Annotated in this window: 2 protein-coding genes; both read left to right on the forward strand. The window is 72.9% G+C overall.

Features of this window, described 5'->3' with window-relative positions:
• Window positions 1-250: 250 nt before the first annotated feature.
• Window positions 251-8,377: a type I polyketide synthase gene (locus tag CGL27_RS52770; protein ID WP_240450887.1), complete on the forward strand. Its 8,127-nt coding sequence runs from the start codon at window positions 251-253 to the stop codon at window positions 8,375-8,377.
• 20 nt (window positions 8,378-8,397) lie between these two features.
• Complete coding sequence (locus CGL27_RS52775; RefSeq protein ID WP_119993900.1) at window positions 8,398-16,824, forward strand: type I polyketide synthase; 8,427 nt, start codon at window positions 8,398-8,400, stop codon at window positions 16,822-16,824.
• The last annotated feature ends 67 nt before the right edge of the window (window positions 16,825-16,891 follow it).

The raw sequence follows: 16,891 nt of genomic DNA on the forward strand, positions 1-16,891 counted from the left end.
CCGGGCGCTGGGTCGTTTGCGTAATAGGCCCGGTATCCATGGCGCGGATGGTCTTGATCGATACCAGTTGCCTTCCGGGCTCTCCACGAGCTGATTAGCGTCTGAGTCGAAGGCAGCGACAACCTGTCGCCGCCCAATGACTCGGCGATGGGCCCGGTTTTGCCCAGCGGCATTCCGCTTGCATGGGAAGGATCTCCCGGGCACATTCCTCTCGCCGCTTGTCCCGTCCCGTGGGGAGGAAAGGTTGGCTGTGTCCGTCGCGCCTTCCACGAGTGCTCACGCCTCGGCGCCGATCGCGATCACGGGTATTGCCTGCCGTCTGCCCGGTGGCCGGAGCCCGGAGGAATTCTGGCGGTTGCTCTGCGCCGGGCGCCATGCGGTCGGCGAGACCGCGCACGGGCGCTGGAGCGCGGAACAGGCCGTCGAGCATGGCGGCTTCCTCTCCGAAGTGGCCCATTTCGACGCCGAGTTCGCCGGAGTCACCGCGGCGGAGGCGGCCGCGATGGACCCACAGCAGCGGCTTGCGCTCGAACTGGCCTGGGAGGCGATGGAGTCCGCACGGTTCGTGGCGGACCCCCTTCGTGGCAGCCGGTCGGGTGTGTACCTGGGAGTGTCGTCCGACGACTACGCGGCCCTCACCCGTGCCCGTGGCGCGGCGGAGGACCGCTACACCCTGACGGGCACCCACCGCTCCATGATCGCCAACCGGGTGTCGCACCTGCTGAGGCTGGGCGGCCCGAGCGTCACCGTCGACTCGGGACAGTCCTCCTCCCTCGTGGCGGTGCACCTGGCCTGTGACAGCATCCGCCGTGGCGAGGTCGACCACGCCTTCGTGGGCGGCGTCAACCTCAATCTCGCCCCCGTCTCCGCCAGGGCAGTCGACGCGCTCGGTGTCCTCTCCCCGGACGGTCGCTGCTACACCTTCGACGAACGGGCGAACGGCTACGTGCGCGGCGAGGGCGGCGTGATGATCGTGCTCAGGCCGCTCGACGACGCGCTGGCGGACGGCGACCGCGTACACGGTGTGATCCTCGGCAGCGCGGTCAACAACGACGGTGCCGGCCAGGCGGATCTGACCACACCGGACCCCTCCCTGCAGACCGACGTGCTGCGCGCCGCCTACCGGGCCGCGGGCGTCGAACCCGGTACCGTGCAGTACGTCGAGCTGCACGGTACCGGGACCAGGGCCGGCGACCCGGTCGAGGCAGCAGCGTTGGGAGCGGCACTCGGCTCCGAACGGCCGGAGGGCACGCCCCTGCGCGTCGGCTCGGTGAAGACCAACATCGGTCACCTCGAAGGCGCGGCCGGAATCACCGGGCTGCTCAAAGTGGTCCTCTCTCTCACCCACCGTCGGCTGCCCGCGAGCCTGAACTTCGCCCGGCCCAATCCGGCGGTCCCGCTAACCGAGCTGAACCTGCGGGTACAGACCGAGACCACCGCGTGGCCCGAAGAGGAACGGCCGCTGGTGGCGGGGGTCAGCTCCTTCGGCATCGGCGGCACCAACTGCCACGTCGTGCTCGTCGAGCCGCCCTCCGTCGAGCCGACGCCGCCCGGCGAATCCCCGGCGGTGACGCCGTGGGTCCTGTCCGCCCGTACCCGACAGGCGCTGCGCGGCCAGGCGGAACGCCTCCTCGACCACCTCGACCACCACGATCTGCCTGCCGCCGACGTCGGATACTCGTTGGCCACCACGCGCACGCTGCTCGAACACCGCGCCGTGGTCTTCGGCCGGGAGGAGCTGGCGGCGCTCAAAGAACAGCTGCCGGGACCCGTGCTCGGTACGGCGGGAGCACCGGGGCGCACCGTCTTCGTGTTTCCCGGTCAGGGCTCCCAGTGGTCCGGTATGGGGCTGGCACTGCTGGAGGAGTCGGCGGTGTTCGCGGCACGGATGCGTGAGTGCGCGCGGGCACTGTCCCGGTTCGTCGACTGGGATCTGTTCGATGTGCTGCGCGAACCGATGACCGGCGACGATGTCGTACAACCGGCCACCTTCGCGGTCATGGTGTCGCTGGCCGAACTGTGGCGATCCCACGGAGTGCTGCCGGACGCGGTGATCGGGCATTCGCAGGGCGAGATCGCCGCCGCCTGCGTGGCCGGAGCGCTCAGCATCGAGGACGCCGCACGGGTCGTGGTGGCGCGCAGCAGGGCTGTCGAGGCGATCAAGGACCGGGGCCGCATGGGCATGGTCGCTCTGCCCGTGGCCGAGGTCGAGCCGTTGCTGCCGCGGGGTGTCACGATCGGCGCGGTCAATGGCCCGCGTTCGGTCGTGGTGTCCGGCGACACCGAGCCGGTGCGGGAACTCCTGGAGTCCCTGTCGGCCCGGGGCGTGTGGGTGCGCACGGTACCGATCGACTACGCCTCGCACTCCCCGCACGTGGACGACATCCGGCCGGCGCTGCTCGATGAGCTGGCCCCCGTTCGCCCCACCAGCTCCGCGGTCCCGCTGTTCTCCACCGTCACCGGGGACTGGCTCGACGGCACCGGACTCGATGCCGGCTACTGGTGTCGCAACCTGCGGGAGACCGTGCGGTTCGAAACCGGCGTGCGTGCGCTGGAAGCCGACGGGTTCACCGGGTTCATCGAGTGCAGCCCGCACCCGGCCCTGGTCATGCCGGTTCAGGAGACCACCGGGCCCCAGGCCGTCGTGGTGGGTTCGCTGCGCCGTGACGACGGCGGCATCGGGCGTTTTCTGCGGTCGGTCGCCGAGGCCCAGGTGCGGGGAGTGGCGGTGGACTGGCGGCCCGTCTTCCCGGACGGACAGCCGGTGGACCTGCCCACGTACGCGTTCCAGCGCAGCAGGTACTGGCTCGACGAGCCGACGCATGGGCCCGAGGCGAGGACACCGCGGGCGTCGCGGCGCACCGAGGAACAGCGGCGTGCCGCCGCGTTGCGCCTGGTGCGCGAGCACGGGGCCGTGCTGCTCGATCGGGACGACCCGGAGTCGCTGGCCGTGACCGAGTCGTTCCGCGCCCTCGGCTTCGACTCGCTGACCTCTGTCGAACTGCGCAACCGGCTCGTCGCGGCGACCGGCGTACCGCTCTCCTCCGCCGTGCTGTACGACCATCCGACCCCTGCGGCGCTGGCCGAACACCTTGCCGCCCTGCTGGACGGTGAGCGTCCCCGGGCCGCCCAGACGGCGGTCGCCGCCGTCGCGACGGACGATCCCATCGCCGTCGTCGCCATGAGCTGCCGGCTCCCGGGCGCGGTGACCTCGCCCGAGGACCTGTGGCACCTGGTGGCGGAGGAGCGTGACGCCATCAGTGGATTCCCCACCGACAGGGGCTGGGACCTCGCTGATGGCAGCACCGCCACCCGGGCGGGCGGATTCCTCGACGGCATCGACACGTTCGACGCGGCCTTCTTCGGCATCTCCCCGCGCGAGGCCACGGCGATGGACCCCCAGCAGCGCCTCCTGCTGGAGGGCACATGGGAGGCGCTCGAACGGGCGGGAATCGTTCCCGAGAGCCTGCGCGCCACCCGGACCGGGGTGTTCGTCGGCGCGAGTGCCCAGGACTACGGGCCGCGCCTGCACGAAACCGCGCATGGCGCCGAAGGGTTCCTGCTCACCGGCACCAGCGCGAGCGTGCTGTCCGGCCGGGTGGCCTACACGCTCGGCCTGCGAGGGCCCGCCGTCACCGTGGACACCGCGTGCTCGTCCTCGCTGGTGGCCGTGCATCTCGCCGTACGGTCGCTGCAGCAGGGGGAGTGTTCGCTCGCCCTGGCCGGTGGGGTGACCGTGATGTCGACCCCGGGCATGTTCGTGGAGTTCAGCCGTCAGGGCGGTCTCGCACCGGACGGGCGCTGCAAGGCGTTCTCCGCTCAGGCCGACGGCACCGGCTGGGCCGAAGGCCTGGGCGTTCTCGTACTGGAGCGCCTCTCCGACGCCCGGCGCAACGGACACGACGTTCTCGCGGTGATCCGCGGCACCGCCGTCAACCAGGACGGGGCCTCCAACGGGCTCACCGCGCCCAGTGGACCGGCGCAGGAGCAGGTCATCCGGCAGGCCATGGCCCAGGCCCGGCTGGTGCCGGACGATGTCGACGTGGTCGAGGCACACGGCACGGGTACCGTGCTGGGCGATCCGATCGAGGCGCACGCCCTTCTCGCCACCTACGGCCAGGACCGGGAACACCCCCTGCTGCTCGGCTCGCTCAAGTCGAACATCGGCCATACGCAGGCCGCCGCCGGGATCGCCGGGGTCATCAAGATGGTGCAGGCCATGCGGCACGGCATCGCGCCGAAGACCCTGCACATCACCGACCCGACCGCACACGTGGACTGGTCGGCGGGAGCGGTGCGGCTGCTGACCGAGGCCACACCGTGGCCGTCGCGCGGCCGTCCGCCCCGCGCGGCCGTCTCCTCGTTCGGCATCTCCGGGACCAACGCGCACCTCGTCATCGAGGGCGTCCCCGCGCCCGGCCCTGACCGGACGCCCGACAGCGGCAGCACCATGCCGCTGCTGCTGTCCGGGCACACCGGGCAGGCGGTGGTCGACCAGGCACGGCGACTGGCCGTGGCGCTGGCCGGGGCCGACCCGGACGACGTCGCCTTCTCGCTGGCCACCACCCGGCAGCACCGGGAGCACCGCGCGGTCGTCGTCGGCGGGGACCGCGACGCGCTCCTCGCGGGGCTGGGCTCCCTCGAGGCCGACGACGTGTGCACGGCGTCGGCCGGTGCACTCGCCTTCCTCTTCACCGGTCAGGGAAGCCAGCGCGGCCGGATGGCGGCGGAACTCCACGCGCGGTACCCGGTGTTCGCCCACACCTTCGAGCGCGTGTGCACCGGATTCGACGAGCACCTCGATGCCGGGCTGAAGGCCGTGGTGTTCGACGGATCGGATCTGCTCGACCGGACCGTCTACACCCAGGCGGCACTGTTCGCGGTCGAGGTCTCCCTGTTCCGGCTGGTCGAGAGCTGGGGACTGCGCCCCGACTACCTGGTGGGGCACTCCATCGGCGAGCTCGCCGCCGCGCACGTGGCCGGTGTGCTCGACCTGGCCGACGCCGTGACGCTGGTGGCCGCGCGAGGCAAGCTGATGCAGGCGCTTCCCGGCGAAGGCCGCATGGCCGCGATCACCGCGACCGAGCAGGAGGTGCTGGCCCGTCTGCCAGGGGCGGACGGGTACGCGGAGATCGCCGCCGTCAACGGGCCGCGGGCCGTGGTGATCGCCGGAGACGAGCGGGCCGTCACCGGGCAGATGGGGTACTGGGAGCAGCAGGGGCGCCGCACGCGCAGGCTGCGGGTCGGCCACGCCTTCCACACCGCACACATGGAGCCCATGCTGGCCGACTTCCACGCGGTCGCGGAAAGGCTGACCTTCCACCCACCGGCGATCCCCATCGTGTCCAACGTGACGGGTACGGTCGCGAGCGACGAGGAGCTGTGCTCCCCGGACTACTGGGTGCGGCACGTGCGCGCCGCCGTGCGCTTCGGCGACGGCGTGCGGTGGCTGTACGACCACGGCGTCACGGACTTCCTGGAGCTCGGGCCGGATGCCGTGCTGACCACGCTCGGGCCCGAATGCGTCGACGGAGACGCGCGGTTCGTGCCCGCGCTGCGCCGTGACCGCTCAGAGGCGGCCACGCTCACCGAGGCCGTATCAAGGCTCTACGCACACGGTGTCGGCCTGGACTGGGCGGCCGTCTACGACGGCACCCCGGCACGACGCACGCAGCTGCCCACCTATCCGTTCCAGCGCAGGCGCTACTGGCTGGACCAGCCCCCCGGCGCCGGCTCCTCGCCGGGCGCGGTCGGGCTGCGCCCGGCCGGGCATCCCCTGCTCGGCGCGCGGATCGCACAGCCCGACGGCGATGGTGTGGAGTTCACCGGTGTGCTGTCCACGCGCACCCAGCCGTGGCTGGCCGACCACGTCGTGGGCGGGACCGTGCTCGTCCCGGCCACGGCCTTCCTCGAGATGGCCGTGCACGCCGGTGGCGCGACGGGCTGTCCCACCGTCGAGGAGCTGGTGATGACGGCGCCGCTCGCCCTGCGGTCCCACGAGACCGTCGAACTCCGGGTGGGCGTGAGGGAGAAGGACACCGACGGGCGCCGTGCGCTGAGTGTGCACTCCCGGCCGGCGGACGGCGATGCCGAGTGGACACGGCATGCGTCCGCCGCCCTCGTCCCCGCATCGGCCACCCCCCAGCGGGTCCTCGGCCACTGGCCGCCGGTGTCCGCCGTCGAGTTGTCCACGCAGGACCTCTACGGCGGCCTGGCCCAGTGCGGGCTGGAGTACGGTCCGCGCTTCCAGAACGTACGACGCGCCTGGCGGGCCGGCGACGAGGTGATCACCGAGGTCGAACTGGACCTGGACCTCGCCGGGCGGGCCGGTGAGTTCGCCCTGCATCCGGCGCTGCTCGACGCGTGTCTGCACGGCGCCGGTGCGCTCGGGCTCTTCGACGGTGCGAAACTGCCGTTCTCCTGGCAGAAGATGGCCGTCCACGCCACCGGTGTCGCCGCCGCCCGGGTGCACACCAGGCGTACCGGCGAGGACACGGTGTCGCTGCGCATCACCGACACCGCCGGAGGGCCGGTCGCCGACATCGAGGCGCTGAGTGTCCGCACGGCCGGTCCTGTGGTGCACGACGATCCGTTCCTGAAGGTCGAGTGGGTTCCGGTCACCCCGGCGTCCACGACATCCCGTGTCGCCGTGGCGGACGACGGCGATCTCTCCCGGTGCGCGGGGGAGGGGCCGGATCTCGTGGTGGTGCCGGTGTCCGCGGAGACGGACCGGACTCTGCCCGGCGCCGCTCATGCGACGGCCGGTCGGGTGCTGGAGCTGGTGCGCTCGTGGATCACCGACGAGCGGTTCGCCTCGGCTCGGCTGGTGCTGGTGACGCGGTCGGCGGTGGGCACCCGGGAAGGCGAGGAGGTCCCGGGTCTTGCCCAGTCCCCGGTGTGGGGTCTGGTGCGTTCCGCGCAGCGTGAGCATCCCGGCCGGTTCGTCCTGCTCGACCTGGACGCCGACGTCGAGACGGCGCGGCCCCTCCTGGACGTACTGCCCCTGGACGAGACGCAGTTGGCGGTGCGCGCGGGCACATTCCTCGCCCCCCGGCTGACGCGCGGGCGCAGGCCCGCCACCCTCCGCGACTGGAACCCCGACGGCACCGTGCTGATCACCGGCGCGTCCGGAGGGCTCGGCCGGCTCATCGCCCATCGGCTGCTCACCGAGCACGGCATGCGCCACCTGGTGCTGGTCGGCAGGCGGCCGGTGGACGTGGCGGAGTTCGGCCCCGGTGTCAGTTGGCGGTCCTGCGACGTCGCCGACCGTGACGCGGTGGCCGGGCTGCTGGCCTCGATCCCGGCCGGGCATCCGCTGACCGCGGTGGTGCACGCGGCAGGCGTCCTGGACGACACCGTGATCTCCGGGCTGACCACCGAGCGGCTGGCATCGGTACTGCGTCCCAAGGTGGACGGGGCGTGGCATCTCCACGAGTTGACCCGGGACCTGGCCCTCGACGGGTTCGTGCTGTTCTCCTCGGCGTCCGGCATCCTCGGCGCCGCAGGACAGGCGAACTACGCCGCCGGGAACACGTTCCTGGACGCCCTGGCCCAGCATCGCGCGGCGCAGGGGCTGCCCGCCGCTTCGCTCGCGTGGGCCCCGTGGGAGCAGACGGGCATGGCCGCCGAGTTGTCCCGGACCGACCTCGACCGGCTGGCGGACATCGGCATGCCCACCCTGTCCACCGAGGACGGCCTGGCGCTGTTCGACGCCGCGCTGCGACTGGACACCCCCCTCCTGGTGGCGGTGGGCCGGAAAGCCGGACAGCCGCGGTCCTGGGCCGAGGACCCGGGGCCACTGCTGCGCGGTCTGGTTCCGGTGGCGTCGAGGACACGGCCCGAGCGGGACGCCTCCCCCCTCGACCTGGTGCGCCGGGAGCTGGCCGGCTGCCTCGGGCAGGGCCCCGACGAGGCGATCGACCTCGACCGCGGCTTCCGGGAACTGGGTGTGGACTCCTTGATCGCGGTCGACCTGCGCAACCGGCTCAACCGGGTGACCGGACTCGCGCTGTCCCCCACGGTCGTCTTCGACCACCCGACCCCGAACCGGCTGGCCGCCCTGATCGCCCGGAAGATGGCGCCCGCCGAACCGCCACCGGTGGACGAGGCGGCGTTGCGCAAGGGGCTGGCCACGCTGCCGGTGGCACGTCTGCGCGCCGCCGGTCTGCTGGACGCCCTTCTCACGCTGGTGGCCGAACCACCCGCCCAGGCCGCGCCCCCGGCCGACATCGACCACCCGGGCGGCCCCGAGGGGCCGGACAGCGTCGGCGAACCGTATGGCCTCGACGAACCGTACGGCCTCGACGAGTTGGACGGCCTCGACGAGCTGGACGCGGACGACCTGGTCAGGCTGGCCCGTCGCAGCCTGGAATCCTGAGCGAGCCGGAGACGACACCGATGAGCGAAACAACCGCCGCCGCGGTCACCGAGGCGCTGCGCGACAGCATCCGTGAGGTCCAGCGGTTGCGCAGGAAGAACCACGACCTCACCGCCGCCGCGCGCGAGCCCTTGGCGATCGTGGGAATGAGCTGCCGCTACCCCGGTGGCGTCCGCTCGCCCGAGGACCTGTGGGAGCTGGTCGAGCGAGGCGGCGACGCCGTCACCGGGTTCCCGGTCGACCGGGGCTGGCGGTTGACCGAGCTCTTCGACCCGGACCCGGCGCACCCCGGAACGTCCTACTGCGGCCAGGGCGGGTTCCTGCACGACGCGGGCGGGTTCGACGCCGAGTTCTTCGGCATCGGCCCGCGCGAGGCACTGGCCATGGATCCGCAGCAGCGGCTGCTGCTGGAGGCGTCCTGGGAGGCCCTGGAACGCGCCGGACTCGTACCGGGCACCCTGCGCGGCAGCCGCACCGGAGTCTTCGCCGGAGTGATGTACCACGACTACGGGCCGCCACTGGAACACACCGCGGGCGCGGTCGACGGGCACCGGCTGACCGGCACCACCGCCAGCGTGCTGTCCGGCCGCGTCGCCTACACCCTCGGGTTCGAGGGGCCGGCGGTCACCGTGGACACGGCCTGCTCCTCGTCGATGGTGGCGATGCACCTGGCCGCGCAGTCATTGCGCAGCGGTGAGTGTTCGCTGGCGCTGGCCGCAGGTGTCACCGTCATGGCCACACCCGGCACCTTCGTGGAGTTCTCCCGGCAGCGGGCGCTGTCCCCGGACGGCCGCTGCAAGTCCTTCGCCGCGGCGGCCGACGGCACGGGCTGGTCCGAGGGGGTCGGGGTACTCGTACTGGAGCGGCTGTCGGACGCGCGTCGCCACGGCCACCGGGTACTGGCCCTGATCCGGTCGACGGCGGTCAACCAGGACGGCGCGAGCAGCGGGCTCACCGCTCCCAATGGTCCGTCGCAGGAGCGTGTGATCCGCGCCGCCCTGGCGGGCGCCGGCCTGTCCCCGGCCGATGTGCACGCCCTCGAGGCACACGGCACCGGCACCAGGCTGGGCGACCCCATCGAGGCCCAGGCCGTGCTGGCCACCTATGGACAGGACCGCCAACATCCCCTGCTGCTCGGCTCGTTGAAGTCCAACATCGGCCACACCCAGGCCGCGGCCGGGGTCGGTGGCGTCATCAAGATGGTGATGGCCCTCCAGCACGAGCGACTCCCGAGAACTCTGCACATCGACCGGCCCTCACCGCTGGTGGACTGGGACAGCGGCGCGGTCCGGCTGCTCACCGACCCCGCGCCCTGGCCGGACACCCAGGGCCCGCGCCGCGCCGCGGTGTCCTCGTTCGGCATCAGCGGCACCAACGCCCACGCCATCATCGAACAGGCACCCGTGGCCGAACCGGCGGCGCCTACGCCGGCCACGGCGCCACTGACCCTGACCAGCGTGCCGCTGGTGGTGTCCGGACGCACCCCCGAGGCGCTGAGGGCGCAGTCCGGCCGGCTGTCGACCGCGCTGACCGACGACGCCGACCTCGCCACGGTCGGTGCCTCGCTCGCCCTCGCCAGGTCCGCGTTCGAGCACCGCGCCGTGCTTCTCGGCCGGTCGGCCCAGGAGCTCCGTACGGGGCTGGACGCACTGGCCCGCGACGAGCCCGCCTCGACGACCACGCGCGCCACGGCAGGCCCCCGCAAGGTCGTGTTCGTCTTCCCGGGACAGGGCCCGCAGTGGGCGGGGATGGCGGTGGACCTGCTGAAGACCTCGCCGGTCTTCGCCCAGGCGATGGCCGACTGCGAACGCGCCCTGACCCCTCATGTGGACTTCGCGCTCACCGACGTGGTGCGTTCCGGGGAGTTCGAGCGGACCGAGGTCCTGCAGTCGGTTCTGTTCGCGGTGATGGTCTCGCTGGCGGCGCTGTGGAAGTCCGTCGGGGTGGTGCCGGACGCGGTGATCGGCCACTCGCAGGGTGAAATGGCCGCGGCGGTCGTCGCGGGCGCGATGTCCCTGGAGGACGCCGCCCGCGCGGTCGCGCTGCGCAGCAAGGCCATCGCCGAGGGCCTGTCCGGCCGCGGCGGCATGCTCTCGGTCAACCTGCCCCTGGAGGAGGTCCGGTCCCGCCTGGAGGGCTTCGAGCGGGTGAGCGTGGCCGCGCTCAACGGCCCCACCTCCACCGTGGTCGCGGGCGATCTCCCCGCGCTCGCCCGGCTGGAGTCCGCGCTGTCGGAGGAGGGCATCTGGTCGCGGCGGGTGCCCATCGACTACCCGTCCCACTCCGCCCACGTCGAGCCGATCCGGGAGCGTGTGGAGCAGTTGCTGGCCCCGGTCCGGCCGGCCGCCACGTCGACGGCGTTCATGTCCACCGTGACCGGCGACTGGATCGACACGGCTGAGCTGACCGGTGAGTACTGGTACCGCAACCTTCGCAGGCCCATCCAGTTCGAGCCGGCCACCCGGGCACTGCTGGCCGCCGGCTTCGACACCTTCGTGGAGTGCAGCCCGCACCCGGTGCTGCTGGTCGGCATCCAGGAGACCATCGACGACGTGGGCGCCGGGGCGGCGGTTCAGGGCACCCTCCGGCGTGGGCAGGACGAGTCCGACTGCTTCCTCGGCTCGCTGTCCGCCCTGCACGCGCACGGCGTCGCGGTCGACTGGGCGAGCGTGTTCGCCGGGGCCGGGGCCGGGACGGGACACGAACCCCTCGATCTGCCGACGTACCCCTTCCAGCACCGCCACTACTGGCTGCCGAGCGGCAGCCCGGCGGATGTGCGGACCGCGGGCATGACGGCCGTGGACCACCCGCTGCTGGGCGCCGCGGTGCGCTTGGCAGACCACGGTGACACCGTGTTCACCGGTGTGCTGTCCGCCGGTGCGCAGCCATGGCTGGCCGACCCCGCCGGGACGCATGCCGCACTGCTGGAACTGGCGGTGCACGCCGCGGCCGAGGCCGGTTTCGACCGTGTCGAGGTCCTGCGTCAGGTGGACCCGCCACGGCTGCCCGACTCCGGCGTCCTCCGTGTCCAGGTGCGCATCGGCGCCGACGGTGCCGTCGACGTGTTCTCGCAGCCGGACGAGGAGACACCGTGGACCCGCAACGCGACGGCGAGCGCCGGCGTCGCACCCCCGGACACCGGGGCCGGTCTCACGCAGTGGCCACCGGCCGACGCCGAAGCGGTGAGCCCGCCGGAGGGCTCATCCCCCCTGCTGGCGCGGGTCTGGCGCGCCGGTGGAGAGCTGTTCGCGGAGGCCGGCCTGGAGCGGGAGAGCGAGGCGGAGCCGTACGGTCTGCATCCGGAGCTGGTCGGCGCGGCGCTGAGCCTGGTGGCCGCCGGGGACGAGACACCCGTCCTGTGGCACGGCGTGCGCCCGCACGCCGTCGGTGCCGCAGCGGTCCGCGTCCATCTGCTGCCGCTCGGCGAGCACACCTACGCGATGCGGATCACGGACGGTGCCGGTCAGCCCGTGTACACCGTCGAGTCCGTGACCCTCGCGGCGGTGGACACCGCGCGTGTCCGGCACCACGCGCCACTCCACCGACTGGAGTGGACGGTCACACAGCCGCCCTTCGCGGAAGCGGGCCGGTGGGCCCTGGACGGTGCGGACGAGCACGGGCTTCGCGCCGTCCACCCCGGCATCCAGCAGTCGCCCACGGCGGACGGGCAGGCGGACGTGGTGCTCGCCGCCTTCGGCCCCGGCCACGAAGGGGCGGACATCGCCGCCCAGGCACGCGAGGCCACCTCGCGGGCGCTGCACCTTCTCCAGTCCTGGCTCGCCGAGGAACACCCCGCCGACGCGCGGTTGGCATTCCTCACGTGCCGGGCCGTGTACGGCAGCACCGAGCTTCGCGACACCGTCCAGGCCGCGGTGTGGGGCCTGGTGCGCACCGCGCAGACCGAGCACCCGGACCAGTTCGTCCTCGTCGACCTCGACGGCACCGAGGCGTCCTCGCGCGCACTGCCGGGCGCACTCGCCTCAGGCGAGCCGCAGATCGTCCTCACCGAGGGAAGCGCCCGCGTACCCCGGCTCGTCACCACGCCCACCGTGGCCGGCACGCCGCGGGCCCTCACCGGAACAGCGCTGATCACGGGCGGAACCGGCGCGCTGGGATCACTCGTCGCACGACACCTCGTCGCCGAACACGGGGTACGGCACCTGCTGCTCACCAGCCGTCGTGGTGAGGCCGCCGAGGGCGCCGCCCGACTCCGTGCCGAGCTGGAGTCCATGGGGGCCGAGGTCACCATCGCGGCCTGCGACGCCGCCGACCGCGACGCACTCGCCGCACTGCTCGCCACCATCCCCGCCGACCGGCCGCTGACGGCCGTCGTGCACGCGGCCGGAATCGTCGACGACGCCGTGATCACGTCGATGACGGATGATCAGGTGGCACGGGTGCACCGCCCGAAGGTGCGGGCCGCGGTCAACCTCCACGAACTCAGCAAGGGCGCCGACCTCCAGGTCTTCGCACTGTTCTCCTCGTACTCCGGACTCGTGGGCAACGCCGGACAGGGCGCCTACGCGGCGGCCAACGCCTTCCTCGACGCCCTCGCACAGACCCGGCGCGCACAGGGCCTTCCGGGCGTGTCGATGGCCTGGGGCCTGTGGGACGACCGCGGCGGGGTGACCGCCCACCTCGACGAGGACGACCTCGCGCGACTCGCCCGCGCGGGGATCGACCCGCTGACCGCGGACCACGGACTGGCCCTGTTCGACAGCGCACTGCGCGCCGATCATCCGGTGACGGCACCGGTGCGGCTGAACCTCTCCGTGCTGCGCGCACAGGCCGGCGCCGGCACCCTGCCCGCCCTGCTGCGCGGACTGGTCAGGGCCCCGGCGCGGCGGGCTTCGGGCACCTCGGCACAGCAGCCCTCCGCGTTGGCGGAGCGGCTGCGGGAACGCCCCGAGTCCGAGCGGCCGCGACTGCTGCTCGACGTGGTCCGTGACGAGGTGCTCACCGTGCTCGGTCACACGGAGTCCGGCGCGCCGGACATGACGCGCCCCTTCCGTGACCTCGGCTTCGACTCGCTGGGCGCCGTCGAACTGCGCAACCGCCTCGGCGCGCGCACCGGGCTGAAGCTGCCCACCACCGTGGTCTTCGACCATCCCAGCCCGGCGGCGCTCGCCGACTACCTGCTGGCCGAACTGCTGGGCGTGGCACCGGAGTCGGTGGAGCAGCAGACGGCCGTGGCCGCGACCGGCGACCCCATCGCGATCGTGTCGATGGCCTGCCGTTTCCCCGGCGGCGTGTCCTCCCCCGAGGACCTGTGGCAGGTGCTCGAGGAGGGCCGTGACGTGCTGTCGCCCTTCCCCGACAACCGGGGCTGGGACCTTGAGCGCCTGTACGACGACGATCCGGACCGGGCGGGCACCAGCTACGCCCGCACGGGCGGATTCCTGCACGACGCCGACCGCTTCGACGCCGCGTTCTTCGGCATTTCCCCGCGTGAGGCGCTGGGCATGGACCCGCAGCAGCGGCTCGTGCTGGAGTCCGGATGGGAGCTGTTCGAACGGGCGGGCATCGACCCCGCGGCCCAGCGCGGCACCCGGTGCGGGGTGTTCATGGGCACCAACGGCCAGGATTACGGCACCGGGATCGACACCGGCGCGCTGGACGCCGAGGGCTATCTGCTCACCGGCACCGCGGCGAGCGTGCTGTCCGGGCGGCTGTCCTACACCCTGGGTTTCGAGGGACCCGCGGTCACCGTGGACACGGCCTGCTCCTCCGCGCTGGTCGCCCTGGACGCGGCGGCGAAGGCACTGCGCGCCCGGGAGTGCTCGCTCGCGGTGGCAGGCGGCGTCACCGTCATGTCCACCCCGAACGCCTTCGTCGAGTTCTCCCGACAGCGCGGACTGGCCCCCGACGGGCGCTGCAAGGCGTTCGCCGCGGCGGCGGACGGCACCGGATGGTCCGAGGGAATCGGCCTTCTGCTGCTGGAACGCCTCTCCGACGCCCGGAAGAACGGCCACCAGGTGCTGGCCGTGGTCCGCGGTGCGGCCGTCAACCAGGACGGTGCCTCCAACGGTCTGACCGCGCCGAACGGGACCGCCCAGCAGCGCGTCATCCGGCAGGCGCTCGCCGACGCCCGGCTGGCCCCCTCCGAGGTGGACGTGGTCGAGGCACACGGCACCGGCACGGCGCTGGGCGATCCGATCGAGGCCGGCGCACTGCTCGCCACCTACGGCCAGGACCGCGAACAGCCCCTGCTGCTGGGCTCGGTGAAGTCCAACCTGGGCCACACCCAGGCCGCCGCGGGCGCCGCCGGGGTGATCAAGGCGGTGCTGGCGATGCGGCACGGCGTCGTCCCCGGGACGCTGCACGTCGATGAGCCCACCCCGCATGTGGACTGGTCGGCGGGCGGGGTGTCCCTGGTGACCGAGCCGACGCCGTGGCCGTCGGCCGACCGGCCCCGCCGGGTCGGAGTCTCCTCGTTCGGCATCAGCGGCACCAACGCCCACACCATCCTCGAACAGGCCCCCGCCGAGCCCGCGCCCCCGACGACGCCTCCCACGGTGTCCACCCCGGTGGTCCCGTGGGTGCTCTCGGCCCGCGGCGCGGCGTCCTTGCGGGCGCAGGCCGCCCGCCTGCACTCCTGGCTGACGGACCGCCCGGACCAGGACCACGGCCCGGCCGATGTCGCCTGGTCACTGGCGACCGGCCGATCGCTGATGGGACACCGTGCGGTGCTGGTCGGCGGCAGCCGCGAGGACCTGCTGGCCGAACTGGGCCACCTCGCCGGCGGCGAGCTCACCGACGGCGTCGGTCAGGCCCGGCCACAGCGGCTCGCCATGGTGTTCTCCGGGCAGGGCAGCCAGCGGCAGGGTATGGGACATGGGCTGTACCGCGCGTTCCCACAGTACGCGGCGGCGTTCGACGCGGTGTGTGCCGAGTTCGACCGGCACCTCGCACTGCCGCTGCGCCACGTGGTCCTCGGCGCCGACGACGAGGCACTGAACGACGAGGTGCTCGACGACGAGGTGCTCGACCGCACCGAGTACACGCAACCGGCCCTGTTCGCCATGGAAACCGCCCTGTTCCGGCTGATGGAGCACTGGGGAGTCGCTCCCGATCTGCTCCTGGGGCATTCGATCGGCGAGCTGACCGCGGCGCACGTCGCAGGTGTCCTGTCGCTGCCCGATGCCTGCGCGCTGGTCGCCGCGCGGGGCCGGCTGATGCAGGCCCAGCCCGCGATCGGGGCGATGGCCGCGATCGAAGCCTCCGAGGAGGAGATCCGGGCCGACCTCGGCACCGGCGTGGAACTCGCCGCCGTCAACGGGCCGTCCGCCGTGGTGATCTCCGGGGACGCCGACGAGGTCGACCGTGTCCGCGAGCACTGGCGCTCGGCCGGACGCAGGACCAGCAGGCTGCAGGTCAGCCACGCCTTTCACTCCGCGCACCTGGACGGCATGCTGGACGAGTTCCGCACCGTCGCCGAGAGCGTCCGCTACCGGGCGCCGGCCGTTCCCGTGGTGTCGAACCTGACCGGCACGGTCGCGAGCGACGAGGAACTGTGCTCCCCGGAGTACTGGGTGCGGCACGCGCGCGGTTGTGTCCGTTTCGCCGACGGGGTGCGCGCGGCCGAGGCCGACGGCGTCACCGCGATCCTGGAACTCGGACCCGACAGCGTTGCCGCCGGCATGGCCGAGGACAGCCTGTCCGATCCCGCCTCGACACTCGTCGTGCCCACGCTGCGCCGTCACCGCGGTGAGGTGTCCGCGCTGACCGGAGCGCTCGCCGACCTCTCCGTGCGGGGTGTCGCCGTCTCGTGGTCCTCGGTCCTGGCCGGTCGCGGAGGCAGGCGCGTCGACCTGCCGACCTATGCCTTCCAGCGAGAGCGCTACTGGCCGGCGCGCGACGCCGTGAGGAAGCCTGCCGACGCCGCGACAACGGAGTACACCACGGATGTCGTGGAGCCACATGACGGCCAATCAGATGACGTTCCGCAGCCCCCGCTCACCGAGCGGCTGGCGCCCCTGACCCGGCCCGAACGGGTCGCCCTGCTGCTGACGGTCGTCCGCCAGGACATCGCGAAGGTGCTCGGCCACCGCACCGTCGCCGAGGTGGAGCCGACGGTGTCGTTCGCCGAGATGGGCATGGACTCGCTGGCCGCCGTCCGCCTGCGGAACGTGCTGGCCAGGCGCACCAGTACCGAACTGCCCACCGCCATGATGTTCGACCATCCCAGTGCGGAGGCGCTGGCGGAGTATCTGGCCACCGTTGTCCTGCCCGATGACCGGCAGCAGGTCGACGCCGTCTTCCGCCGGCTCGACGACGTGGAGTCGGCACTGCCCGCCGTACGGGCCGACCGCGCGGCGCGCTCCCGGCTGGCCGCCCGGCTGCGGAGCCTCAGCAGTCGCCTCGACGACTCCGGTGAGCTGGACGAGGTGAACGGCGTCCCCGACGACGAGCTGTTCCGGCTGATCGACGAGGAGTTGGAGCTGTGAATGTCCGCCTGTGCGACCGGCCCGGCGCCCGTGGCCGCGCTACCCGGGTGCCCGGCTTCGACGCCGC

The organism is Streptomyces sp. 11-1-2, assembly GCF_003595545.1.
GTDB classification, from domain to species: Bacteria; Actinomycetota; Actinomycetes; order Streptomycetales; family Streptomycetaceae; genus Streptomyces; species Streptomyces hygroscopicus_B.

Coding starts and splice junctions, on each gene's coding strand:
- CGL27_RS52775 (WP_119993900.1), top strand. CDS start 8,398: ATGAGCGAAACAACCGCCGCCGCGGTCACCGAGGCGCTGCGCGACAGC.